The sequence below is a fragment of the Serratia sp. CY47280 genome (assembly GCF_052168655.1).
Taxonomy (GTDB): domain Bacteria; phylum Pseudomonadota; class Gammaproteobacteria; order Enterobacterales; family Enterobacteriaceae; genus Serratia; species Serratia bockelmannii.
Genome location: NZ_JBJNMG010000002.1, coordinates 214,776 through 237,576, shown reverse-complemented (window position 1 = coordinate 237,576; position 22,801 = coordinate 214,776). Strand labels below are relative to the sequence as shown.

Genomic DNA, 22,801 nt, shown 5'->3' with positions numbered 1-22,801 from the left:
CACAAGGCGGGATAAACTTAACAGGGATGGGGTAATACACTACAGGGAATGGATAACACACAACATCATCGGGTAGAGCTACAGTACCAATCCCAATGTATAGAACTGTCATCCCCGCGTAAGTTTGCTCGGCCAGATGTAACGCCGAATGGGAAATATGACATTTTTCTCAACGCACCACGAACAGGCGTGACTCAAAGCCGCCGCTCTTGAAGGTGCCGGTATTGACCCATCCCGGCGGCGAACGGCCGAAGTCCTGATTGAAATCGCCGCCGCTGACCAGCCAGACCCGGCGATGGCCTTTCGCTAACGCGCTGAGATTATCGACGTAAGTCTGCGCCGCCCGATCGTGGAAAAAGGTGCCGAAACCATAGGCATTGGGCTTGCCCGAAATGCCGTTGGGCCTGGCCGGGGTATACAACAGGGCGCGATAGCCCTGCTTGTTGTAATACACATAGCTCAGGTAGTTGAACATGTTGCTGACCACCACCGCATCGTTAGGCTGATAGAGACTGTTGATGTAGTGCACCATCACTTTGAACTCATCTTTCTCGACCGGGTAATCGTTACGCACGCCGCAGCCGAACAGCAAACTGAAGAACAGCAGCAAAGAAATCCCGCGCACCCGGCTTTTCGTGCCGGCGATCAGCACGCCCAACACCAGCGGAATGCCCAGCGCGGCCGAATAGAGGTAGCGATCGACAAACAGCGGCGAGCGCCAGGAAATGGCGAATACCAACGTCACCGGGATCAGAATGCCGCCGAGCAGCAGCAGCGAGAATGTTCTCGGCGTCTCCCGCCGCCACAGTAGCAATGAACATAAGGCGATAAACATCGCCGGCAGCAGCCAGAGAATGACCGTCGGATAATTGCTGCCATCATGCCCAGTGAGAAAACGCCAATACATCGCCGGCAGATCGCCCCAGGAAACCTGGGGGATCCAACCGACGTCGCCGCCGACCCGCAGCTCGGCGATATGCGCCAGCAGATTGAACAGCACCAGCAGCCAGGGAATGTAGGCCACCCCGATCGCCACATTGGCCAGCCACCACGCCGGCTGCTTGATGTAACGTACGCCTTCGCGGCGGCACGACAGCGCCAGCAGCACCAGCCAGTGAGCGATCAGCGTAAAAATCGTGAAGTAGTGGGTATAAAAGCTCAGCGTCATCAATAACGCATACAGCGCCAGGTAACGGTGGTTATCCGGCGTTTTCAGCCACTTCGCCAACGCCATGGCGGCGGCGATCGCCAGCATCCCCATCAGCGCGTACATGCGCGCCTCCTGGCTGTAACGCACCGCCATCGGCATGATTGCCATCAGCCACCCCGCTATCAGCGCCGCCCGCTCATTGGTCAACCAACGGGTAAAACGCATCGCCAGCGCCACCGTCATTACGCCGAACACCAGGCTCAGCGAGCGGGCCGCCATGATGCCGTCGCCAAACAGCGCCATCCAGCCATGCAGCAACAGGTAATAAAGCGGCGGGTGAACATCGAAAGAAGCGTGGTACAGCAAAGCGCCCACGTCATAGCGGCTGGTCAGTACGCTGGAGGCTTCATCGCACCAAAAATACCGATCTGATAAGGAAATAAATCGCACGATCGCCGAAAACGCCACGATCGCCAACGCGTAATGTTTGTAACCGATGCCCTTTAAGCCGTTGTTGCTCAAAGAAAAATTCGATACCTGCTGCAGTGACATAACGGCATTCCGCCCAAGAGAACCACACCGTGTGGAGACGCAGCGTCATCATTGCCGACGGCGGGTAAATGGCGGGTAAATCAGTGCGAAAAAGTCGGTGCAATCACCGCGGCGCCGCACGGCCCTCAGCGGATTTCAACGCTGATATCCGGGTAGGCTTTCTCCCCGTCGCTGAGGTAATGCCCCAACGCCCGGTAAGCCATGACGTACAGCACGGCGGCGGCGCACAGGCACAGCAAGGTCACGAGCAGGAATCTGGATTTGCGCACGATAGGCTCCATGGGGAAATTTTCGCCTATTGTAGCGCGGCAAAATAAACGAAAGTTCAATTGCCGGCGGGTCAAGCGCCTCGCACTCACTCAGCGAGGCGGCTTCATCTCATTTCTTCAACATGTAGATAAACGAATCGACGGTTTCGCCGCCGGCGGTGGAGACGCTGACCGCCACCCGTTCATACCCCTCACCTTCGAACGCATCGAGAGTCGGCCAGTGGTTGACGAGATTAGCTGAACGGAACAGAAAACCGTTCACGCGATTGCCGCTGTTATCCAACACGATGCCTGGGTAGCCCATCTCGGCGCCCCAGCCTTCGTTAAGCAGCGATCCGCCGACGCTGCCTTCTTCCCAGCTGCCGCCGATGGCTTCCATAATGTGCGCGTTGGGTCTGCCCGGCCCCAGGGTGCCGTAAACGAATAAGCTTTGCATGTTGCTCTCTGCCACTGACTAAAAGTTAGCGAACGAACATAGCATGGCGCTCAATGGCGAGCCAACGAGAGTATGGATTACGCAGTCGAATTTTTGAGGGAACAAGTCGGGGGGAAGAAAATCAAGGAAGTAATGGCACGCCCTATAGGATTCGAACCTATGACCTACGGCTTAGAAGGCCGTTGCTCTATCCAACTGAGCTAAGGGCGCATTGAGATGCGGCAACCTGTGGTTGCGGGTTGCGATTATACGGTCAGAGGTTAGCGAGTCAATGCCTTTTCATGACGTTACGGCGGCGACGGCGCTTTATGGCGTTTTTTCCGCCAGCGCCCGCGCTATGTTACGGTGCGCCAGGTCGACCGCGGTATCGCCTGGTGTGCGCTCAGCCTCTTGCCGCCCACCGCCCCGCCGCAGACAAAGGCGCGTAGACTGTACCACTGCGGCAATATCCCCCCAATCGGCATGCTCAACCACCTGCATATTGCAGGTCGCTTCCCCCCTTTCCCCCAATGCGGAGTCAGGGCGTGCGCTGTTTAAGGATGCCTGGCTCCACAGCGCCCAAGCCAGCAATAGCGCGCAACCTCCCCATGCGCTGCCGTTCATGCGCACAGCTTCCGCCACAGCGCGCTCAGGCGCGCCCGCCACGACGGCGCTGCCTGGTGCTGGCCGAGCTGATGCAGCGCGGTGAGTTGCGCACTGCCCGCCGGATGCCGTGAAGAATCGAACACCGTCTCCCCTACGTGTTTAGGCTCCGCCGGTTGCTGATCAGGTTGATGATGCAACGGATAAAGCCGGGTTATCGCTCTCATGATCCTGCCCTCTTTCGCCCTGTGTATGGCCCCAGCGTATGCAAATGCAGGTAAAAATGGCGTAGAGGATCCTGAGGCCGATATAAAAAAAGCGTAAATCGGCATTGGCAACGGCCGCGAGGGTGATTCTGCGCCTGACAGCGCGCTCAGCTTCTGCCAGAATAGCGGCATCCCCGCTTTTCTTAATTGATGGATTTCCACACTGATGTCAGCAAAGATTATTGATGGTAAAACGATTGCGCAGCAGGTTAGAAACGAAGTGGCTGAGCAAGTGAAACAACGTCTGGCGGCCGGCAAGCGCGCCCCAGGGCTGGCGGTTGTGTTGGTCGGCGAGAATCCGGCTTCGCAAATTTACGTCGCCAGCAAGCGCCGCGCCTGCGATGAAGTCGGCTTCCTTTCCCGCTCCTACGACCTGCCCGCTGCCACCAGTGAAGCCGAGCTGCTGGCGTTGATCGACCAGCTGAACGCCGACGCAGAAATCGACGGCATTCTGGTGCAGCTGCCGCTGCCGGCCGGCATCGATAACGTCAAGGTGCTGGAACGCATCCACCCGGACAAAGACGTCGACGGCTTCCACCCGTACAACGTCGGCCGCCTGTGCCAGCGCGCGCCTAAGCTGCGACCGTGCACGCCGCGCGGCATCGTTACCCTACTGGAGCGTTATAACATCGATACCTACGGCCTGAATGCCGTGGTGGTCGGCGCGTCCAACATCGTCGGTCGCCCGATGAGCATGGAGCTGCTGCTGGCCGGCTGCACCACCACCGTCACCCACCGCTTCACCAAGAATCTGCGTCATCACGTCGAGAACGCCGATCTGCTGGTGGTGGCGGTCGGCAAACCGGGCTTCATTCCGGGCGACTGGATCAAACCGGGCGCCATCGTGGTGGACGTCGGCATCAACCGCTTGGAAAGCGGTAAAGTGGTGGGCGATGTCGATTTCGACGCCGCCAGCGAGCGCGCCGCCTACATCACCCCGGTGCCGGGTGGCGTTGGCCCGATGACCGTTGCTACACTGATCCAAAATACCTTGCAGGCCTGCGAGGAATATCACGACGTTCAACCTAAATAAGTAAGGCAGTATGGAAATTTTCAATCTGGACAATCATCCCCACGTCGAACTGTGCGATCTGCTGAAGTTCCAGGGCTGGTGTGAAAGCGGCGGCGCCGCCAAAGAAGTGATCGCTGAAGGGCAGGTGAAAGTCGACGGCAAGGTCGAAACCCGCAAGCGCTGCAAGATCGTCGCCGATCAGGTGGTGGAGTTCAACGGCGGCAAGGTCATGGTTAAACCCTAACCCGCTGCCATAGAAAAAGGCGCTGAATTCAGCGCCTTTTTTGTTTTTCCCTGCGGCCGGATTATTTACGGCGCCAGGTGGTGCCCTGCGGGCCGTCTTCCAGCACGATGTTCATCTCGTTCAACCGATCGCGAGCGGCATCCGCCAGCGCCCAGTCTTTGGCGGCACGCGCTTCGTTACGCTGTTTGATCAGCGCTTCAATCTCCGCTACTTCGCCGTCATCAACCTGAGCGCCCCCTTGCAGGAACTGCTCCGGCTCCTGCTGCAGCAGGCCGAGCACTTTCGCCAGCTTGCGCAGTTCCGCCGCCATGCCGTTGGCAGCCGCCATGTCTTCACCCTTGAGGCGGTTAACCTCGCGCGCCAGATCGAACAGCGCCGAGTAGGCTTCCGGGGTATTGAAGTCGTCGTCCATCGCTTCGCGGAAACGGGCTTCGAACGCTTCGCCGCCGGCCGGTGCGGCGTCGGCATCGGTGCCGCGCAGCGCGGTATAGAGGCGCTCCAGCGCGGTGCGCGCCTGCTTGAGGTTCTCTTCGCTGTAGTTCAGCTGGCTGCGATAGTGGCCGGACATCAGGAAGTAACGCACCGTTTCCGCATCGTAATGGCCGAGCACGTCGCGGATGGTGAAGAAGTTATCCAGCGATTTGGACATCTTCTCTTTGTCGATCATCACCATGCCGGAGTGCATCCAGTAATTGACGTACGGGCCGTCGTGGGCGCAGCTCGACTGCGCGATCTCGTTCTCGTGGTGCGGGAACATCAGATCGGAACCGCCGCCGTGGATGTCGAAGTGGGTGCCCAGCTGTTTGCAGTTCATGGCGGAGCATTCGATATGCCAGCCCGGACGGCCCGGCCCCCACGGCGACTGCCAGCTCGGCTCGCCCGGCTTGGACATTTTCCACAGCACGAAGTCCATCGGGTTGCGCTTCACGTCGTCGATTTCCACGCGCGCGCCGGCCTGCAGCTGATCCAGATCCTGGCGCGACAACAGCCCGTATTGCGGATCGCTGTCGATGGAGAACATCACGTCGCCGTTGCTGGCCACATAGGCGTGATCGCGATCGATCAGGCGCTGCGTGATCTCGATGATCTCGGCGATATGCTGGGTCGCGCGCGGCTCTTGATCCGGACGATCGATCAGCAGCGCGTCGAAGTCGGCGTGCATTTCCGCCAGCATGCGTTCGGTCAGCTGGTCGCAGGTCTCATGATTTTCCGCCGCGCGGCGGATGATTTTGTCGTCCACGTCGGTGACGTTGCGCACGTAGTTCAGCGAATAGCCGAGATAGCGCAGGTAACGCGCCACCACGTCGAAAGCGACAAAGGTACGACCGTGGCCGATGTGACACAGGTCATAAATGGTTACCCCGCACACGTACATGCCCACTTTCCCGGCATGAATGGGTTTGAATTCCTCTTTTTGACGACTCAGGGTATTAAAAATCTTTAGCATCGGGAGATTCCGTGGTGTGCGTGATAACAAAAAAGATAACCGGGCTTCAGGTTTCCGCCCGGTAGCGTATTGAAACCTGAAGCCTGATCTATTGCAAGGTTAAGGCCATGCTTTGCTGGCTTCACGCGAAGAAAACGCGCAAAATTCGGCGGTCAGCGCAATTGTTATAATATAACATAAACACAATTACCACAGACAGTGCGCGGTTGAGCCGCTGCTGACTCGCTAGGGCGGATATGTTATAAGGGCGGTCTGAATGTTCACTCGCTTTACGTGACGTCTCACTTCACCTTGTTAGGATTAAAACTATGGTTACTTTCCACACCAATCACGGCGATATCGTTATCAAGACCTTTGCTGACAAAGCGCCGGTTACCGTTGAAAACTTCCTGAACTACTGCCGCGCCGGTTTCTACGACAACACCATCTTCCACCGTGTGATCAACGGCTTCATGATCCAGGGCGGCGGTTTCGAGCCGGGCATGAACCAGAAAGCGACCAACGCGACTATCAAGAACGAAGCCAACAACGGTCTGAAAAACACCATCGGCACCCTGGCAATGGCACGTACCAACGATCCGCACTCCGCCACCGCACAGTTCTTCATCAACGTGGCTGACAACGACTTCCTGAACTTCCGCGGCGAAAACGCGCAAGGTTGGGGCTACTGCGTGTTTGCAGAAGTGGTTGAAGGCATGGACGTGGTCAACAAGATCAAAGGCGTGAAAACCGGCCGCAGCGGCATGCACCAGGACGTACCGGTAGAAGACGTCGTGATCAACAGCGTGACCGTCAGCGAGTAATCGCGGCTGCATGAGTACGCTGTTCATCGCAGATCTGCACTTGTGCGCACAGGAACCGGCAATCACTGCCGGTTTTCTGCGTTTTTTACGGCGCGAAGCGGTGCACGCCGACGCGCTGTACATCCTCGGCGACCTGTTTGAAGCCTGGATCGGCGACGACGATCCCGAGCCGCTGCACGCGGAGATCGCCGCGGCGCTGAAAACGCTGCAACAGGCCGGCGTGCCCTGCTATTTCATCCACGGCAACCGTGATTTTCTGCTCGGCAAACGCTTCGCCCGCGCCAGCGGCATGCAGCTGCTGCCGGAAGAGAAAGTGCTGGAGCTGTACGGCCGCAGGATCCTGATCCTGCACGGCGACACCCTGTGCACTGACGATCAAGCCTATCAGCAATTCCGCCGTAAAGTGCACAACCCGCTGATTCAAAAACTGTTCCTCGCGATGCCGCTGCGCTGGCGACTGAAGATCGCCGCCAAGATGCGCGCCCGCAGCCAGCAATCCAACCAGTACAAGTCGGACGCCATCATGGACGTCAACCCGCAGGCGGTCGAGCAAACCATGCTGCGCCACGACGTGCACTGGATGATCCACGGCCATACCCATCGCCCGGCGGTGCACCGGCTGGCATTGAGCAACGGCGAAGCCCATCGCGCGGTGCTGGGTGCCTGGCACGTCGAAGGATCGATGATCAAAGTCAGCGCCGACGCCGTCGAGCTGATCTCATTCCCATTCTGAATTCCGCACTGGCGCGCGAGTAAAAATTCGCGCTTTCGACGGTGAAAACCGGCGACGCAACCGTTTTCCTCGCCGTGCGCTCATGGTATGCTCTACGCCCTCATTCGGCCCTCAGCCGACGCCAGAAAAATCACAGGAGCCTTACACCCATGGGAGCCAACGCCGCTTCAGCCGCCACTACCGGGGCTAAAATCGCAATTGTAATGGGATCGAAAAGTGACTGGGCCACCATGCAGTTCGCCGCCGAAGTCCTGACCCAGCTCGATGTCCCCTTCCATGTCGAAGTCGTTTCCGCTCACCGCACGCCGGACAAGCTGTTCAGCTTCGCCGAGCAGGCTGCCGCCAACGGCTTTGACGTGATCATCGCCGGCGCCGGCGGTGCGGCGCACCTGCCGGGCATGCTGGCGGCGAAAACCCTGGTGCCGGTGCTGGGTGTGCCGGTGCAAAGCGCCGCGCTGAGCGGCGTAGACAGCCTGTACTCCATCGTACAGATGCCGCGCGGCATTCCGGTGGGCACGCTGGCGATCGGCAAAGCCGGCGCCGCCAACGCCGGGCTGCTGGCGATGCAGATCCTGGCGCTGCACGACGCCGCGCTGGCGCAGCGTTTGGCGGACTGGCGTCAGGCGCAGACCGAAGACGTCTTGAACCACCCCGATCCGCGGGAGGACGCATGAAGCCGGTTTGCGTACTGGGCAACGGCCAACTGGGGCGCATGCTGCGCCAGGCCGGCGAACCGCTGGGCATCGCCGTCTACCCTGTCGGCATCGATGCCGAACCTGAAGCGGTGCCGTATCAGAACAGCGTCATTACCGCCGAGATCGAACGCTGGCCAGAAACCGCGCTGACGCGCGAGCTGGCGACCCACAGCGCCTTCGTCAACCGTGACATCTTCCCGCGTCTGGCGGATCGCCTGACGCAAAAACAGCTGCTCGACCAGCTCGGCCTGGCGACCGCGCCGTGGCAGCTGCTGGCGAGCGCCGCCGAATGGCCGCAGGTGTTCGCTGCGCTGGGCGAGCTGGCGATCGTCAAACGCCGGGTCGGCGGCTATGACGGCCGCGGCCAATGGCGCTTGCGCCCGGGCCAGGAAGCCGAACTGCCGGCCGACGCCTATGGCGAGTGCATCGTCGAGCAAGGCATCAATTTCTCCGGCGAAGTGTCGCTGGTGGGCGCGCGCGGCCACGACGGCCGTTCGGTATTCTACCCGCTGACCCACAACCTGCATGAAGACGGCATCCTGCGCACCAGCGTGGCGCTGCCGCAGCCCAACCCGGCACTGCAGCAACAGGCCGAGCAGATGCTGGCGGCGATCCTGAACGAGCTGAACTACGTCGGCGTGATGGCGATGGAGTGCTTTATCGTCGGCGATCGGCTGCTGATCAACGAACTGGCGCCGCGCGTGCACAACAGCGGCCACTGGACGCAAAACGGCGCGTCCATCAGCCAGTTCGAATTGCACCTGCGCGCGATTCTCGGCCTGCCGCTGCCGCAGCCGGTGGTGAGCACGCCGTCGGTGATGGTCAACCTGATCGGCACCGCCGTCAACGAACAGTGGCTGTCGCTGCCGCTGGTGCATCTGCACTGGTATGAGAAAGAGGTGCGCCCGGGCCGCAAGGTCGGCCACCTCAATCTGAACGACACGAGCGCCGCCGATCTGCGCCAGGCGCTGCAGGCGCTGGCACCGCTACTGCCGGGTGAATACCAAAGCGGGCTGGCCTGGGCACAGCAGAAGCTGGCTTAACGGTTTATACCGCCGAAAAGAAGAAGGTTCAGCCCAGGCTGAACCTTTTTTTTGCCGCAAAGATCAACGCGAGCCGATGTTGCGCAACGGTTTGCCGGCCATCAGATTGCGTTCAATATGTTCCAGAGAAATATTTTTCGTTTCCGGGATCAGCGCCAGCGTGATGAAAACAAACAGCACGTTAAGCCCCGCATAGACCCAAAAGGTGTGAGCGCTACCCAACGAATTCAGCATGGTCAGGAATGTCGCCCCCACGATCATATTGGCGATCCAGTTAGTGGCGGTGGAACAGGTGATGCCGAAATCGCGGCCTTTCAATGGCTGGATCTCTGAGCACAGCACCCAAATCAGCGGGCCGGCACTCATGGCAAAGCCGACGATAAACATCAGCAGCATGACGATGGCGAAATATTGCTCCGCCGCCGAGTTCATGCCGATGTTCATCATGGTTCCCAGCGCCCCCATGCCGACGGCCATCACGATAAACCCAAGGATCAAAGTGGGCTTGCGGCCCCAGCGGTCTACCAGCCCAATAGCGATAAAGGTGGCCAGCACGTTGACCAGACCGACGATCACCGTGCCCCACATCTGCTGTTCCGTACTGGCGAAGCCCGCCAGACCGAAAATCTTCGGCGCGTAATACATGGTGACGTTCATCCCGGTGAACTGCTGCATCACCTGAAGAAGAATGCCAAGGAAAACCGCGCGGCGGAAATTTTTATTGCCTTTGAACAACGCCCAACCGCTTTGCTTCAGTTTGAGGCTTTCACGAATTTCATTCAGTTCATACTGCGCCTGGGCACTGCTGTCGCGCAGCTTCTCCAACACCTGACGCGCCTGCTCATGACGATTGCGCGAGGCCAACCACCGCGGGCTGTCAGGTAAAAAGAACACGCCGACCAACAACAGCCCGGCCGGGATGGTGATGACGCCCAACATCCAGCGCCAGGCACCGGTATAGCTGAATGCCGTATCAGACAGGTAAGCGGCCAGAATGCCGATGGTGATCATCAATTGATACATCGAGATCATGCTGCCACGGATTTTCTCCGGCGCGATTTCAGAAAGATAAATCGGCGCGGTATAAGAAGCGATCCCCACCGCCAATCCCAGCAGAATACGTGAAACGATCAACACCTCCACGTTGGGGGCGAACGCAGAACACAGCGATCCCGCCACGAAGAGGATAGCGCCGATCATCAAACTGTATTTGCGCCCCAGCCGGAAGTTCATCCAGCCGCTGCCGATAGCGCCGACGGCGGCGCCAAACATCATTGAGCTGACCACCCACTCCTGCTGAGAGCTGGTGATCTGAAAAGTCTCGGTAATAAACGGCAGGGCGCCGGCGATCACGCCGATATCAAGACCGAACAGCAGGCCGGCCAAGGCGGCTAAAAAACAGACGAAAAAAGTCATGCCGACATGAGTCGGGCTTTTCTCCGCCGGTGTCACTTTGACGGTATCGCTCATACAGCCTCCAGGAGAAAACGGTCATCAGTGTGCGACATGATAGGAGGCAATGCGTCGAAGATAAGTGAGTGCGATCACATTAGTGAAAACGGTTACATTCCATTAAAAATGGATATGCTGTTTTTCAAGGTGGATAAAGTCGCTTAATTTATGCACAACCCTATAAATTAATGCATAAAACAGGCGAAACCGACCTGATATCCGTTGCACCGATTATCAAAGGTAGCCGTATTGACACAATATAAGTGTAATCGATTTCACTCAAGATAGGCATGAAGAGGAATAGCGCCAGTAACGCGCCCAAGAAAAACGGCAGGCCCGGCCACGCTTGGCGGCAACGGACCTGCGACAGCAAGATCAGCCCTCATAACTGCGGAACAACGCCCGGCCGCGCAGCAGGCGCACGCCCAGCCAGCCGCCGCACAGCGACAGCAGCAGCGCGCTGGCCAGCGGCAGCGCCCACCACAGCACCGGCGTCGGCGTCCACGGGAAGTCAAACACCCGGCTCTGCAGCAGCCACAGCGCCGCCTCGGCGCCTACCGCCGCCGCGATGCCCGCCACCAGCCCCAGCAGGGCGAACTCGCACCACAGCGTGCGGCGCAGCAGCCGTTTGCCGGCCCCCAGCGTGCGGTACACCACCAGCTCCTGGCGGCGCTGACGCATGCCGACCTGCACCTGTGCCAGCAGCAGTAGGCCGCCGCACAGCACCACCAGAACCACCATCACCTCCAGCGCGCGGCTGACCTGTTGCAGCACGCCGCCGACCTGTTTCAGGATCGCGCCGATGTCCAGCAGGCTGAGCGTTGGGAACTGACGGTTGAGCTGGGTCAGCATCTGGCCGTCGCCGTCGTAGCGGAAGCTGGTGAGCCAGGTCTGCGGCTGGCCGTCCAGCGCGCCCGGCGGGAAGATAAAGTAAAAGTTCGGCTTCAGGCTTTCCCAATCCACCTGGCGCAGGCTGGTGACTTTGGCGCTGAACGCCTGGGTATCGCCGCTGAAGGTCAGCGTGTCGCCCAGCGTGATCTTCAGCCGCCCGGCGATACCTTCATCCATCGAGACTTCGCCGCTTTTCGGCGGCCAATTGCCCGCCACCAACGGATTGTGATCCGGCAGTTCGGCCAGCCAGGTCAGGTTCAGCTCACGGTTCACCGCCTCGCCGCCCGGATCGTCTTCATGCACCCGTTCGGTCGCCACCTGCTGGTTTATCTCGGTCAGGCGCACCCGGACGATCGGGTAATAGGTTTCCGGTTTGATCTGGTGCTGCTGCAGGAAGGTTTTCACCTGCGGCACCTGCGCCTCGGTCATGTTGAGCAGGAAATAGTTCGGGCTGTCCGGCGGCAGCTGTTGCTGCCAGCGTTCGAGCAGATCGCCGCGCAGCACCAACAGCAGCGCCAGCAGCATGAACGACAGCGAGAACGCCGCCAGCTGGCTGATGGTTACCCACGGCTGATGCAGCAGGCGGTTGACCGCCAGCCGCAGCGCCAGGCTCTTGAGCGTGATGCGGCGCAGCAGCAGCAGGCTGCCCCAGCCGATGCCGCCCAGCAGCAGCGCCAGTACCGCCATACCCGCCAGGATCGCCCACAGCAGCGTGCTGGCCCCCATCAGCGTCACCAACAGCGCCACCACGATCGCCACCGTCACCGGCAGGAAGTAGCGCAGCGGCCAGACGTTGGCCACCACATCGCGGCGCAGCACCCGCAGCGGCTGGGTAGCCAGCAGTTGGCGATACGGCCGCAACCCGACCAGCAGCGAAATCAGCACCAACGCGCCGAGCGCCCACAGCCACGGCCAGGCGCCGGCGGCGGGCAATGCAGCCGGCAACACCGGTTTCAGCAGGCGAATCAGCAGCGCTTCGAACGCCAGCCCGATCGCCCCGCCGCACACCGCCGCCAGCGCCATCACCGCCAGCCACTGGCCGACGATCAATTTACGCAGCGCGCCGCGCCCGGCACCAAGAGTTTTCAGCACCGCAATCAGATCGTAGCGGCTGCGGCAATAGTGGCTCATCGCCACCGCCACAGCGGCGATCGACAACAGCAGCGTCAGCAGAGCCGACAGCAGCAGGAACTGTTGGGAGCGCTGCAGCGACTTGCCGAGCGCGCTGCCGGACTCCTGTAGCCCGAACCAGCGCTGATCCGGCGTCAACTGCGGCGTCAACCGCGCTTCGTAACGCTGAATATCCGGCTCGGCGCCGGCGAACATGTAGCGGTAGGTCAACCGGCTGCCCGGCTGCACTGCGCCGGTCTTATCGACGTCCGCCAGGTTGATCATGATGCGCGGCGCGGTCTGGAACGGGTTGAAGCCGGCGTCCGGCTCCTGAATGATTTCACCGGCGATGCGCAGCGTGGTGTCGCCCACCTCGAGCGAATCCCCCACTTTCACGTTCAGCAGCGCCAGCAAACGCGGCGCCACCAGCACGCTGCCCGGTTCGGGCTGGATGTTGGCCGGGCGCGTTTCCAGCTTGCCGTACAGCGGATAGGCCAGATCGGTGGCTTTCACGTCCGCCAGCTGCGGCCGATCGCCGGCATAGGTCATGGTGGTGAACGACAGCTGACGACTCACCTTCAGCCCCTGTTGCTGCGCGTCCAGCAGCCAGCCTTCCGGCACCGGATGCGCGCTGCGCAACACCCGATCGCCGGCGATAAAGTCACGGCTCTGCTGGCTGAGCCCTTTGTCCATGCGATCGCTGATGCTGCCCAGCGCCAGCACGCAGGCCACGGAGAGCGTCAACGCCAACCAAACGATCAGCAGCGACGGCGAGCGCCATTCGCGCCAGAACCAGCGCCAGATCATGCTTCCTCCCACAGCTTGCCTTCACGCAGCCGCAGCCGCCGCTGGCAGCGCGCCGCCAGGGTTTCGTCATGGGTCACCAGGATCAGGGTAGTGTCAAAATCGCGGTTGAGGGAAAACAGCAGGTCGGCGATGCGATCGCCGGTCTGACGATCGAGGTTGCCGGTCGGTTCATCGGCGAACAGCACCCGCGGTCGGCCGCTGAAGGCGCGCGCCAGCGCCACGCGCTGCTGCTCGCCGCCGGACAGCTGCGCCGGCAGGTGATCGAGCCGTTTCCCCAGCCCCAACTGATCGAGCAGCTGCACCGCCTGCTCGCGGCTCTGTCTGTCGCTCTCGCCGCGCAACAGCGCCGGCAGCTGCACGTTCTCCAGCGCGTTCAGCGTCGGCACCAGCATGAACGACTGAAACACGAAGCCGACATTCCTGGCGCGCAGCGCGGCGCGCCCCTCTTCGTCCAGCGCGGTCAGCGACTCGCCGAGCAAGCGCACCTCGCCTTCGCTGCCGTCATCCAGCCCGGCCAAAATGCCCAGCAAGGTCGATTTCCCCGATCCGGATTCGCCGATCAGAGCGATCGTCTGCGCGGGTTTGACAAGCAGCTCGACTCCGGTAAGGATGGTGAGCTGATGCTCACCCTGACCAACGTGTTTACTAAGATGATGAACTTCAAGAACGTTTTCCGCTGGCATCTTCCCTTCCTTTTGCTGTTGGGATTATTCAGTTTACGCGCTGCCGCCGCCGATACCTTGTTGATTTTGGGCGACAGTTTAAGCGCCGGCTACCGCCTGCCGATCGAGCGGGCGTGGCCGACGCTGTTGGCCGAACAGTGGCAGAAAAAGTCGGGCGCGCCGCAGCTGGTCAACGCCAGCATCAGCGGCGACACCGCCGCGCAGGGGCTGGCGCGTCTGCCCGCGCTGCTGAAACACCATCAGCCGCGCTGGGTGCTGATCGAGCTGGGCGCCAACGACGGCCTGCGCGGCTTCCCGGCGCAGGACGTACAGCGCGATCTCGGCCAAATCATCACGTTGGTGCAGCAAGCCGGCGCGCAGCCGCTGCTGATGCAGATCCGCATCCCGCCGAACTACGGCCGCCGCTATACTGAAGCGTTCGGCGCCGTCTACCCGGCGCTGGCCAAACAGTTCAACATTCCGCTGCTGCCGTTCTATATGGAACAGGTGGTGGTGAAGCCGGAATGGATGCAGGATGACGGATTGCACCCCAATGGGGATGCCCAGCCGTTTATCGCCACCTGGATGGCGGAGCGCCTGGAGCCTCTAGTAAAACATGAGTCTCACTAAATTAGGGTCGTACACTAGGTAAAGTTATGCAAAAAGCGGTATTGATAACCGGCTGTTCCAGCGGGATTGGCTTGATTGCGGCGCAGGATCTGCGCAACCGCGGCTACCGGGTGCTGGCTGCCTGCCGCAAACCGCAGGACGTGGAAAACATGCGCCAGCTCGGGCTGGAAGGCATCGAGCTGGATCTGGACGACAGCGCCAGCGTCGAGCGCGCCGCCGCCGAGGTGATCGCGCTGACCGACGGCCGCCTGTACGGCCTGTTCAATAACGGCGGTTTCGGCGTTTACGGCCCGCTCAGCCGCATTTCGCGCAGCCAGCTTGAGCGGCAATTCGCCACTAACCTGTTCGGCACCCACCAACTGACCCAACTGTTGTTGCCCGCGATGTTGCCGCACGGCGAAGGGCGCATTATTCAGACCAGTTCGGTGATGGGCCTGGTTTCCAGCGCCGGGCGCGGCGCCTACGCCGCCAGCAAGTTCGCGCTGGAAGCCTGGTCGGACGCGCTGCGCATGGAGCTGCACGGCAGCGGCATTCAGGTCAGCCTGATCGAACCGGGGCCGATCTCCACCCACTTTAGCCAGAACGTCAACCAGGCGCAGAGCGACAAGCCGGTGCACAATCCCGGTATCGCCAAGCGTCTGACGCTGCCGCCGGAGGCCATTCTGCCCAAATTGCGCCACGCGCTGGAAAGCCCGCGCGCCAAATTGCGCTACCCGGTGACCCTGCTGGCGCACGCCATGAGCGTGCTGCGCCGCATTTTGCCGGGCCGCTGTCTGGATTGGCTGCTGCGCAGCAACGCTTAATTCGCCCGCCGGGGTTGAAGAATGGCGGCGCGCCCCCATCTACACCCCATGGCTTCGCACGATCAGAGAGAAAAAAGATGCTAGCTCAAGCTGTTGTTGATATTAACGAAACTAACCTGCACCAGACGCTGGAACAGTCGATGTCCATTCCGGTGCTGTTCTACTTCTGGTCCGAGCGCAGCCAACACTGCCTGCAGCTCACGCCGGTGCTGGACAAGCTGGCGGCGGAATACGCCGGTCAGTTCATTCTGGCCAAGGTGGACTGCGACGCCGAACAGATGATCGCCTCCCAATTCGGGTTGCGTTCGATTCCGACGGTCTACCTGTTTAAAGACGGTCAGCCGGTCGATGGCTTCCAGGGCCCGCAGCCGGAAGAAGCGATCCGCGACTTGCTGCAGCGTTTCCTGCCGAAGGAAGAAGATCTGAAACTGGCGCAGGCGCAAGAATTGCTGGCCGCCGGCAACGCCGCCGAAGCGCTGCCGCTGCTGAAAGACGCCTGGCAGAGCAGCCAGCAGCGCAGCGACATCGGTCTGACGTTGGCCGAAACCCAGATCGCCCTCAGCCGCAGCGAAGATGCCGAAGCTGTGCTGGCGACCATCCCGCTGCAGGATCGCGATACCCGCTATCAGGGCCTGGTGGCGCAGATTGAACTGTTGAAGCAGGCGGCGGACACGCCGGAAATCCAGCAGCTGCAACAACAGGTGCAGCAGCAGCCGGACAACGTCGAACTGGCGGTGCAGCTGGCGCTGCAGCTGCATCAGGTCGGGCGTAACGAAGAAGCGCTGGAACTGCTGATGGGGCATCTGAAGAAAGATCTGGCCGCCGCCAACGGCAGCGCGCGCAAAACCCTGATGGACATTCTGGCCGCGCTCGGCACCGGCGACGCGCTGGCCGCTAAATATCGCCGCCAGCTGTACTCCCTGCTGTACTGATATCCGTCATACTTGAAGCTGCATCCAGGCGGCAAATGTGAAAAGCCCTGGGAGCTTAGATAACTAAGTGACCAGGGCTCGAACGTGCAGCCAGCTTGAAATATGACGGGGATTAGCGATAGACCCGCACCCCGCCCTCCACGCCCGCCGGGCTGAACAACACCTGCCACAGCTGAATGTTGCGCGAACGGAACGCGCCGGCGCAGGCGTTCAGGTAATAGGTGAACATGCGTTCGAAGCGCTCGGAATAACCGCCCATCAGATCCGGCCACGCCCGTTTGAAATTCTCCAGCCAGGCCATCAGCGTGCGATCGTAATCGGCGCCAAAGTTGTGCCAATCCTCCATCACGAAACGCCCTTCGCTGGCCTCGGCGATATGCCGCACCGAAGGCAGGCAGCCGTTGGGGAAGATGTATTTGTCTATCCAGGCGTCGACGTTGAGATCGGTTTGATTGGAACCGATGGTGTGCAGCAAAAACAGGCCGTCGGGCTTCAGGTTGCGCGCCGCGACGCTGAAATAGGTGTCGTAGTTTTTCGGCCCGACGTGCTCGAACATGCCGACCGACACGATGCGATCAAACTGACGATCCAGATCGCGGTAATCCTGCAGCAAGATCTCGACGTCCAGCCCGGCGCAGCGTGCCTGCGCCAGCTTCTGCTGCTCGGCCGAAATGGTCACGCCGTGCACCGAGACGCCGTAGTTTTGCGCCGCAAACTGCGCCAATCCGCCCCAGCCGCAACCGATATCCAGCAGCGTCATGCCCGGTTTCAACTGCAGTTTTTCGCAGATCATCCTGAGCTTGGCCTGCTGCGCCTGCTCCAGCGTCTGCGCCTCTTTCCAGTAGCCGCAGGAGTATTGCATATAAGGATCGAGCATCGCCCGGAACAGGTCGTTGCCGATGTCGTAGTGCTCTTTGCCCACCTGCCAGGCACGCTTGCGCGATTGGCGATTGAACAGCCGGGCATAGGCGATGCGCGCGATGTCGCTCAGGCTTTTCGGCAACCGTTCATCGACGCCGGCCTGCAGAATGCGGGTGAACAGCATGTCCAGCCGTTCGCACTCCCACCAGCCGTCCATATAGCTTTCGCCGAAGCCGAGCGAGCCTTCCTGCAAAATGCGTTTGAACAGCGCCGGGTTATGCACCCGGATATCCCAGGCGCGCGGGCCGTTGATGGCGACGCCGGCTTCCGCCAACATCTCCTCCACAATGCGATACCAACGATCCTTCTTCTGGGCGAGTTCATCAACACTGAGCGAATCCATAACAATCCTTGGCCGAAATGTCATTTCAAAAAGCATAGTCGCAAATAAAAATGACAACTTTTTGACGGTAAATACAGGGGGTGTTTTTACTCTAGCCAAGGCGAGCAACAGCATGAAATGAATAAAAATTATTGAAATCATGCCATTTAGGCATACTTATTTTTCAGCTGTGCCACACTTGTCGTGACAACACTCTGTTCCAGACGCGGGATCCACCGCTCGCGGGTTGCGTCAGCGCCCTGGATTAAGTCGCGGTATCAGTAGGCATTTTTCCGGCGCTGACGTAATATCTGTTTACATATGTCTGACAGGAGGTTTGCATGCTTACTTTTATTCCCATCGTGATCGTCGTCGCGCTGATTGTGGTGTTCGCCGGCGTCAAAATTGTGCCGCAGGGGTTCCAATGGACGGTAGAACGCTTCGGCCGCTACACCAAAACGCTGATGCCGGGGCTGAACCTGGTGGTGCCGTTCATGGACCGCATCGGCCGCAAAATCAACATGATGGAGCAGGTGCTGGATATCCCTTCCCAAGAGGTGATTTCCCGCGATAACGCCAACGTCGCCATCGACGCGGTGTGCTTCATCCAGGTGGTCGATCCGGCGCGCGCCGCCTACGAGGTTAGCAACCTCGAACAGGCGATCGTCAACCTGACCATGACCAACTTCCGCACCGTGCTCGGCTCGATGGAGCTCGACGAAATGCTGTCGCAGCGCGACAGCATCAACAGCCGCCTGCTGCACATCGTCGATGAAGCGACCAATCCTTGGGGGGTGAAAATCACCCGTATCGAGATCCGCGACGTGCGGCCGCCGGCGGAACTGATCGCCTCGATGAACGCCCAGATGAAGGCCGAGCGCACCAAGCGCGCCGACATCCTGGAGGCAGAGGGGGTGCGTCAGGCGGCCATTCTGCGCGCCGAGGGGGAGAAACAATCGCAGATCCTGAAGGCCGAGGGCGAACGCCAGTCGGCGTTCCTGCAGGCGGAAGCGCGTGAACGCGCCGCCGAGGCCGAGGCGCGCGCCACCCAGCTGGTATCCGACGCCATCGCCAGCGGCAACATTCAGGCGGTGAACTACTTCGTGGCGCAGAAATACACCGACGCGCTGCAAAAGATCGGTTCCTCCAACAACAGCAAAGTGGTGATGATGCCGCTGGACGCCAGCAGCCTGCTCGGCTCGATCGGCGGCATTACCGAACTGCTGAAAGAAAGCAAAGGCAAATAATCATGCTCGAACTGATCGCGGCGAATCCGCTGTGGTTCTGGCTCTCTCTCGGGGGCGTGTTGCTGGCGGCGGAAATGCTCGGCGCCGGCGGCTACCTGCTGTGGAGCGGTGTGGCGGCGCTGTTGGTCGGCGCCCTGATCTGGCTACTGCCGCCGCTTTCCTGGGCATGGCAAGGCATGATCTTCGCCGTCCTGACCGTCGTCGTCGCTTACCTGTGGTGGTACTGGCTGCGTCGGCGCCCGGCAGCCGCATCCGGCGGGTCGCCGGTGCTCAACCAGCGCAACCGCCAGCTGATCGGCACCCGCGCCACGCTGACGGAGCCGATGCACAACGGTATGGGGCGCATTAATATCGGCGACAGCAGCTGGCGCGCGCAGGCGGCGGAAGATCTGCCCGCCGGCACCGAGGTGGAAGTGGTGGCGGTGGAAGGGGTCACGCTGGTGATCCGCGCCATCAGCCGTTAATTAGAACGACAACACCCCGCCAGGTTATTGATGATGGGGCACTCCGCCCCCTCATCGCCCGGGCATTGTTCCGCCAGCGTCAGCAGGCGCTGGCGCATGTTCCCCAGCTCGCTGATGTGCTTTTCGATCTCCGCCACCTTCTGCAGCGTGCGTGCCTTCACGTCGGCGCTGTGGCGGGCCGGATCGTTGAACAACGCCACCAGTTCGCGGCACTCGTCCAGGTTGAAGCCCACCTGCCGCGCCTGACGCAGCAGCGTCAGCTCTTCGACATGCTTGGCGGAATAGTGGCGGTAACCGTTGTCGCTGCGGATCGGGGCGGTAATCAGCGCTTTCTCTTCGTAAAAACGAATCGTCTTGCTGGTTAACCCGGTTTTTTTCGCGACGTCGCTAATATTCATTTTCCCTCCTTGACCTTACCCTTGCTGGAAGGTTTAAGCTCCATTCTTAGTGAAAACAGGTCAGGCGGTCAACCTTTAAACACCGCCTCTACGCAAGGAGTTCAATCATGTCACACACCACTATGCTGGCATTGCAGGGGTTGTCCTGCATGAACTGCGCGCAGCGGGTGAAAAAAGCCCTGGAAAGCCGCAGCGATGTCGAACAGGCGGAGGTTAACGTTCATTACGCCAAAGTGACCGGCGAAGCGCCGGACAGCGCATTGATCGACAGCGTGATCGCCGCCGGCTATCAGGCCGAAGTCGCGCCGCGCGCCGACACCGAACTGCAGCTGAGCGGTCTGAGCTGCATGCACTGCGTCGGCAGCACCCGCAAGGCGCTGGAAGCGGTGCCGGGGGTGTTCGCCGCCGAGGTCGAGATCGACAGCGCGAAAGTGTACGGCGATGCCGATCCGCAGGCGCTGATCGCCGCGGTGGAACATGCCGGTTATCACGCCAGCGTGGCGGGTGCCGTCGTCCCAAAAACTGAGCCGTTGACTGACGCAACACCTTCGTTGCCGGACGTTCAGCCAGCGGCGCAGCCTCCCCTTCCGGCAACCGACAACGCGGACGACAGCGTACAGCTGCTGCTCAGCGGCATGACCTGCGCCAGCTGCGTCAATAAAGTGCAGCATGCGCTGCAAAGCGTCCCCGGCGTTGAACACGCGCGCGTCAACCTGGCGGAGCGCAGTGCGCTGGTCACCGGCGCCGCCGATGCGCAGGCACTGGTAGCGGCGGTGGAAAAAGCCGGCTACGGTGCCGAGATGATTCAGGACGAGACCGAACGTCGCGAACGCCAACAGCAGACCGCACGCGCCAACATGAAGCGCTTTAGCTGGCAGGCGGCGCTGGGGCTGGCGTTGGGTATCCCGCTGATGGCCTGGGGGCTGTTCGGCGGCAGCATGACGCTGACGCCGGAAACCCAGCGCCCCTGGCTGCTGGTCGGCGTCATCACCCTGGCGGTGATGGTGTTTGCCGGCGGGCACTTCTACCGCAACGCCTGGCGCGCGCTGATGAACGGCAGCGCCACCATGGATACCTTGGTGGCACTCGGCACCGGCGCCGCCTGGCTTTACTCGATCGCCGTCAACATTTGGCCCGATTTCTTCCCGACGGAAGCGCGCCACCTCTATTACGAGGCCAGCGCGATGATCATCGGTTTGATCAACCTCGGCCATGCGCTGGAGCAGCGCGCTCGTCAGCGTTCTTCACAGGCGCTGGAGCGGTTACTGGATCTGACACCGCCCACCGCGCGGCTGGTGACCGACGACGGCGAACGCGATATCCCGCTGGCGGAGGTGCAGCTCGGCATGACGCTGCGGCTGACCACCGGCGATCGCGTGCCGGTCGACGGTGAAATCGTGCAGGGCGAAGTCTGGCTCGATGAAGCGATGCTGACCGGCGAAGCGGTGCCACAGCAGAAAGGCCCCGGCGATACGGTGCATGCCGGGACGGTGGTCGACGACGGCAGCGTGCTGTTCCGCGCCGCCGCCATCGGTAGCCAAACCACGCTGGCGCGCATCATCAAACTGGTGCGTCAGGCGCAGAGCAGTAAACCGGCGATTGGCCAGTTGGCTGACCGCGTCTCGGCGGTGTTCGTGCCGGCGGTGGTGGCGATCGCCCTGTTCAGCGCAGCGATGTGGTACTTCTTCGGCCCGCAGCCGCAGCTGGTCTATACGCTGGTGATCGCCACTACGGTGCTGATCATTGCCTGCCCGTGCGCATTGGGCCTGGCAACGCCGATGTCGATCATCTCCGGCGTCGGCCGCGCGGCGGAGTTCGGCGTGCTAGTTCGCGACGCCGACGCCCTGCAACAGGCCAGCCAGTTGGACACCCTGGTGTTCGACAAAACCGGCACCCTGACCGAAGGGAAACCGCAGGTGGTGGAGATCCTGACCTTCAATCAGGTCAGCGAGCAGCAGGCGATCGGCTGGGCCGCCGCGCTGGAACAAGGCTCCAACCACCCGCTGGCGCGCGCCATCATGGAACGCGCCGCCGGGCAAACGCTGCCGCAGGTGGCGCAGTTCCGCACCCTGCGCGGCGCCGGGGTCAGCGGGGAGATCGACGGCGTGCAGTTGCTGCTGGGTAACGCCGCGCTGCTGGAACAGCATCAGGTCGCGACCGCCGAACTGGATGCGCCGATGCGCGCCCAGGCCGAACGCGGCGTGACGCCGGTGCTGCTGGCCGTTGACGGTAAACCGGCCGCGCTGTTCGCCATTCGCGATCCGCTACGCGAGGACAGCGTCGCGGCGCTGCAGCGCCTGCACCAGCAGGGATATCAGCTGGTGATGCTGACCGGCGACAACCCGGTGACCGCCAACGCCATCGCCAAAGAAGCCGGTATCGATCGGGTGATTGCCGGCGTGCTGCCGGACGGCAAAGCAGCGGCGATCAAACAGCTGCAGGCGCAGGGCCAACGCGTGGCGATGGTCGGCGACGGCATCAACGACGCCCCGGCGCTGGCGCAGGCCGACGTGGGCATCGCGATGGGCGGCGGCAGCGACATCGCCATCGAGACCGCTGCCATCACCCTGATGCGCCACAGCCTGAATGGCGTAGCGGATGCAGTGGAGCTGTCGAAGGCCACGCTGCGCAACATGAAGCAGAACCTGTTCGGCGCCTTTATCTATAATACGCTGGGCATTCCAATCGCCGCCGGCGTGCTCTACCCGCTGACCGGCACACTGCTCAGCCCGGTGGTGGCGGGTGCCGCAATGGCGCTGTCGTCGATTACCGTAGTCAGCAACGCCAACCGGCTGCTGCGTTTTAAACCCAGGAAGTAAGCTCCGGGGCGCCGTCAAGGCGCCCCGCTGTTTTCCGGGCTTCCCTGCGCGGCAGATAGCGTTTAGCATGAATGACGATTTTCCCTCGCCTTGCACGCGAAAACGCGCACC

The 22,801-nt window shown here is 61.2% G+C and carries 23 protein-coding genes and 1 tRNA gene; 12 read left to right on the top strand and 12 right to left on the bottom strand.

Going from position 1 to position 22,801, the window contains the following annotated elements; all coding sequences use genetic code 11:
* Positions 1-169: 169 nt before the first annotated feature.
* From ACJ8J4_RS10485 to ACJ8J4_RS10460, 6 genes are all read right to left on the bottom strand, one after another.
* Positions 170-1,702: a glycosyltransferase family 39 protein gene (locus tag ACJ8J4_RS10485; protein ID WP_197835175.1), complete on the bottom strand. Its 1,533-nt coding sequence runs from the start codon at positions 1,700-1,702 to the stop codon at positions 170-172.
* A 125-nt stretch (positions 1,703-1,827) separates the two neighbouring features.
* Positions 1,828-1,971, bottom strand: a complete 144-nt coding sequence (locus ACJ8J4_RS10480; RefSeq protein ID WP_016928795.1) for a hypothetical protein — start codon at positions 1,969-1,971, stop codon at positions 1,828-1,830.
* A gap of 109 nt (positions 1,972-2,080) precedes the next feature.
* The gene (locus tag ACJ8J4_RS10475) at positions 2,081-2,407 is read right to left on the bottom strand and encodes a gamma-glutamylcyclotransferase family protein (RefSeq protein ID WP_049206185.1); all 327 of its coding nucleotides are present in this window, start codon (positions 2,405-2,407) and stop codon (positions 2,081-2,083) included.
* Positions 2,408-2,540: 133 nt separating this feature from the next.
* Positions 2,541-2,617 (bottom strand) — tRNA-Arg (locus tag ACJ8J4_RS10470).
* A gap of 96 nt (positions 2,618-2,713) precedes the next feature.
* Entirely contained in the window at positions 2,714-3,010 is a 297-nt protein-coding gene (locus tag ACJ8J4_RS10465) for a hypothetical protein (protein WP_197836503.1), read from the bottom strand.
* Positions 3,007-3,216 (bottom strand): hypothetical protein, encoded by a 210-nt coding sequence (locus ACJ8J4_RS10460; protein WP_025301819.1) that lies wholly within the window; start codon positions 3,214-3,216, stop codon positions 3,007-3,009. The genes ACJ8J4_RS10465 and ACJ8J4_RS10460 overlap by 4 nt, the downstream gene beginning before the upstream one ends.
* 205 nt (positions 3,217-3,421) lie before the next feature.
* Here ACJ8J4_RS10460 and folD point away from each other — a divergent pair, with 205 nt between their 5' ends.
* Both folD and ybcJ read left to right on the top strand, forming a co-directional pair.
* Positions 3,422-4,288, top strand: a complete 867-nt coding sequence (gene folD / locus ACJ8J4_RS10455) for a bifunctional methylenetetrahydrofolate dehydrogenase/methenyltetrahydrofolate cyclohydrolase FolD (protein ID WP_016928798.1) — start codon at positions 3,422-3,424, stop codon at positions 4,286-4,288.
* Between the two features lie 10 nt (positions 4,289-4,298).
* Positions 4,299-4,511 carry a ribosome-associated protein YbcJ gene (gene ybcJ, locus ACJ8J4_RS10450; protein ID WP_033637394.1) on the top strand — a complete coding sequence of 71 codons (213 nt, stop codon included), beginning with the start codon at positions 4,299-4,301 and terminating at the stop codon, positions 4,509-4,511.
* Between the two features lie 61 nt (positions 4,512-4,572).
* Here ybcJ and cysS read toward each other — a convergent pair whose 3' ends face one another.
* Positions 4,573-5,958 carry a cysteine--tRNA ligase gene (cysS, locus tag ACJ8J4_RS10445; RefSeq protein WP_033637393.1) on the bottom strand — a complete coding sequence of 462 codons (1,386 nt, stop codon included), beginning with the start codon at positions 5,956-5,958 and terminating at the stop codon, positions 4,573-4,575.
* A gap of 308 nt (positions 5,959-6,266) precedes the next feature.
* Here cysS and ppiB point away from each other — a divergent pair, with 308 nt between their 5' ends.
* The 4 genes from ppiB (at position 6,267) to purK (ending at position 9,232) form a co-directional block, all read left to right on the top strand.
* A complete protein-coding gene (gene ppiB, locus ACJ8J4_RS10440) occupies positions 6,267-6,761 on the top strand; it encodes a peptidylprolyl isomerase B (RefSeq protein WP_025301816.1) in 495 nt (164 codons plus the stop codon).
* Positions 6,762-6,771: 10 nt separating this feature from the next.
* Complete coding sequence (locus ACJ8J4_RS10435; protein WP_043135719.1) at positions 6,772-7,494, top strand: UDP-2,3-diacylglucosamine diphosphatase; 723 nt, start codon at positions 6,772-6,774, stop codon at positions 7,492-7,494.
* A 149-nt stretch (positions 7,495-7,643) separates the two neighbouring features.
* The gene (gene purE / locus ACJ8J4_RS10430; RefSeq protein ID WP_025301815.1) at positions 7,644-8,168 is read left to right on the top strand and encodes a 5-(carboxyamino)imidazole ribonucleotide mutase; all 525 of its coding nucleotides are present in this window, start codon (positions 7,644-7,646) and stop codon (positions 8,166-8,168) included.
* The gene (gene purK / locus ACJ8J4_RS10425) at positions 8,165-9,232 is read left to right on the top strand and encodes a 5-(carboxyamino)imidazole ribonucleotide synthase (RefSeq protein ID WP_197836502.1); all 1,068 of its coding nucleotides are present in this window, start codon (positions 8,165-8,167) and stop codon (positions 9,230-9,232) included. The genes purE and purK overlap by 4 nt, the downstream gene beginning before the upstream one ends.
* A 63-nt stretch (positions 9,233-9,295) precedes the next feature.
* On the opposite strand, the gene ACJ8J4_RS10420 is transcribed toward purK, so the two are convergent.
* The 3 genes from ACJ8J4_RS10420 to ybbA all read right to left on the bottom strand — a co-directional run bounded on the left by ACJ8J4_RS10420 (position 9,296) and on the right by ybbA (position 14,175).
* Positions 9,296-10,702: a sugar porter family MFS transporter gene (locus ACJ8J4_RS10420; RefSeq protein WP_043135713.1), complete on the bottom strand. Its 1,407-nt coding sequence runs from the start codon at positions 10,700-10,702 to the stop codon at positions 9,296-9,298.
* A 357-nt stretch (positions 10,703-11,059) separates the two neighbouring features.
* Entirely contained in the window at positions 11,060-13,492 is a 2,433-nt protein-coding gene (gene ybbP / locus ACJ8J4_RS10415; RefSeq protein ID WP_025301813.1) for a putative ABC transporter permease subunit YbbP, read from the bottom strand.
* On the bottom strand, positions 13,489-14,175 hold the full coding sequence (gene ybbA / locus ACJ8J4_RS10410; RefSeq protein WP_025301812.1) for a putative ABC transporter ATP-binding protein YbbA: 687 nt from the start codon (positions 14,173-14,175) through the stop codon (positions 13,489-13,491). Before ybbA ends, ybbP begins: the two co-directional genes overlap by 4 nt.
* Here ybbA and tesA point away from each other — a divergent pair.
* The 3 genes from tesA (at position 14,146) to ACJ8J4_RS10395 (ending at position 16,519) form a co-directional block, all read left to right on the top strand.
* Positions 14,146-14,784: a multifunctional acyl-CoA thioesterase I/protease I/lysophospholipase L1 gene (tesA, locus tag ACJ8J4_RS10405; protein WP_161781779.1), complete on the top strand. Its 639-nt coding sequence runs from the start codon at positions 14,146-14,148 to the stop codon at positions 14,782-14,784. The genes ybbA and tesA overlap by 30 nt on opposite strands.
* Positions 14,785-14,810: 26 nt before the next feature.
* Positions 14,811-15,587 (top strand): SDR family oxidoreductase, encoded by a 777-nt coding sequence (locus ACJ8J4_RS10400; RefSeq protein WP_004940195.1) that lies wholly within the window; start codon positions 14,811-14,813, stop codon positions 15,585-15,587.
* 77 nt (positions 15,588-15,664) lie between these two features.
* Entirely contained in the window at positions 15,665-16,519 is an 855-nt protein-coding gene (locus ACJ8J4_RS10395; RefSeq protein ID WP_025301810.1) for a co-chaperone YbbN, read from the top strand.
* A gap of 112 nt (positions 16,520-16,631) precedes the next feature.
* Here ACJ8J4_RS10395 and cfa read toward each other — a convergent pair whose 3' ends face one another.
* Positions 16,632-17,783, bottom strand: a complete 1,152-nt coding sequence (cfa, locus tag ACJ8J4_RS10390; protein ID WP_089180611.1) for a cyclopropane fatty acyl phospholipid synthase — start codon at positions 17,781-17,783, stop codon at positions 16,632-16,634.
* 320 nt (positions 17,784-18,103) lie between these two features.
* Here cfa and ACJ8J4_RS10385 point away from each other — a divergent pair, with 320 nt between their 5' ends.
* Complete coding sequence (locus ACJ8J4_RS10385; protein ID WP_004940203.1) at positions 18,104-19,009, top strand: SPFH domain-containing protein; 906 nt, start codon at positions 18,104-18,106, stop codon at positions 19,007-19,009.
* Between the two features lie 2 nt (positions 19,010-19,011).
* Positions 19,012-19,473, top strand: a complete 462-nt coding sequence (locus ACJ8J4_RS10380; protein WP_025301808.1) for an NfeD family protein — start codon at positions 19,012-19,014, stop codon at positions 19,471-19,473.
* Here the strand turns inward: ACJ8J4_RS10380 and cueR are convergent.
* Complete coding sequence (cueR, locus tag ACJ8J4_RS10375; protein WP_025301807.1) at positions 19,470-19,871, bottom strand: Cu(I)-responsive transcriptional regulator; 402 nt, start codon at positions 19,869-19,871, stop codon at positions 19,470-19,472. The two genes, ACJ8J4_RS10380 and cueR, sit on opposite strands and share 4 nt — an antisense overlap.
* 107 nt (positions 19,872-19,978) lie before the next feature.
* Here cueR and copA point away from each other — a divergent pair, with 107 nt between their 5' ends.
* Complete coding sequence (gene copA / locus ACJ8J4_RS10370) at positions 19,979-22,690, top strand: copper-exporting P-type ATPase CopA (protein ID WP_197812864.1); 2,712 nt, start codon at positions 19,979-19,981, stop codon at positions 22,688-22,690.
* Positions 22,691-22,801: the final 111 nt, after the last annotated feature.

Excerpts from the sequence above, each read along its gene's own strand:
- ACJ8J4_RS10485 (WP_197835175.1), bottom strand. The coding sequence starts at position 1,702 with ATGTCACTGCAGCAGGTATCGAATTTTTCTTTGAGCAACAACGGCTTA.
- ACJ8J4_RS10475 (WP_049206185.1), bottom strand. The coding sequence starts at position 2,407 with ATGCAAAGCTTATTCGTTTACGGCACCCTGGGGCCGGGCAGACCCAAC.
- ACJ8J4_RS10465 (WP_197836503.1), bottom strand. The coding sequence starts at position 3,010 with ATGAACGGCAGCGCATGGGGAGGTTGCGCGCTATTGCTGGCTTGGGCG.
- ACJ8J4_RS10460 (WP_025301819.1), bottom strand. The coding sequence starts at position 3,216 with ATGAGAGCGATAACCCGGCTTTATCCGTTGCATCATCAACCTGATCAG.
- folD (WP_016928798.1), top strand. The coding sequence starts at position 3,422 with ATGTCAGCAAAGATTATTGATGGTAAAACGATTGCGCAGCAGGTTAGA.
- ybcJ (WP_033637394.1), top strand. The coding sequence starts at position 4,299 with ATGGAAATTTTCAATCTGGACAATCATCCCCACGTCGAACTGTGCGAT.
- cysS (WP_033637393.1), bottom strand. The coding sequence starts at position 5,958 with ATGCTAAAGATTTTTAATACCCTGAGTCGTCAAAAAGAGGAATTCAAA.
- ppiB (WP_025301816.1), top strand. The coding sequence starts at position 6,267 with ATGGTTACTTTCCACACCAATCACGGCGATATCGTTATCAAGACCTTT.
- ACJ8J4_RS10435 (WP_043135719.1), top strand. The coding sequence starts at position 6,772 with ATGAGTACGCTGTTCATCGCAGATCTGCACTTGTGCGCACAGGAACCG.
- purE (WP_025301815.1), top strand. The coding sequence starts at position 7,644 with ATGGGAGCCAACGCCGCTTCAGCCGCCACTACCGGGGCTAAAATCGCA.
- purK (WP_197836502.1), top strand. The coding sequence starts at position 8,165 with ATGAAGCCGGTTTGCGTACTGGGCAACGGCCAACTGGGGCGCATGCTG.
- ACJ8J4_RS10420 (WP_043135713.1), bottom strand. The coding sequence starts at position 10,702 with ATGAGCGATACCGTCAAAGTGACACCGGCGGAGAAAAGCCCGACTCAT.
- ybbP (WP_025301813.1), bottom strand. The coding sequence starts at position 13,492 with ATGATCTGGCGCTGGTTCTGGCGCGAATGGCGCTCGCCGTCGCTGCTG.
- tesA (WP_161781779.1), top strand. The coding sequence starts at position 14,146 with ATGAACTTCAAGAACGTTTTCCGCTGGCATCTTCCCTTCCTTTTGCTG.
- ybbA (WP_025301812.1), bottom strand. The coding sequence starts at position 14,175 with ATGCCAGCGGAAAACGTTCTTGAAGTTCATCATCTTAGTAAACACGTT.
- ACJ8J4_RS10400 (WP_004940195.1), top strand. The coding sequence starts at position 14,811 with ATGCAAAAAGCGGTATTGATAACCGGCTGTTCCAGCGGGATTGGCTTG.
- ACJ8J4_RS10395 (WP_025301810.1), top strand. The coding sequence starts at position 15,665 with ATGCTAGCTCAAGCTGTTGTTGATATTAACGAAACTAACCTGCACCAG.
- cfa (WP_089180611.1), bottom strand. The coding sequence starts at position 17,783 with ATGGATTCGCTCAGTGTTGATGAACTCGCCCAGAAGAAGGATCGTTGG.
- ACJ8J4_RS10385 (WP_004940203.1), top strand. The coding sequence starts at position 18,104 with ATGCTTACTTTTATTCCCATCGTGATCGTCGTCGCGCTGATTGTGGTG.
- ACJ8J4_RS10380 (WP_025301808.1), top strand. The coding sequence starts at position 19,012 with ATGCTCGAACTGATCGCGGCGAATCCGCTGTGGTTCTGGCTCTCTCTC.
- cueR (WP_025301807.1), bottom strand. The coding sequence starts at position 19,871 with ATGAATATTAGCGACGTCGCGAAAAAAACCGGGTTAACCAGCAAGACG.
- copA (WP_197812864.1), top strand. The coding sequence starts at position 19,979 with ATGTCACACACCACTATGCTGGCATTGCAGGGGTTGTCCTGCATGAAC.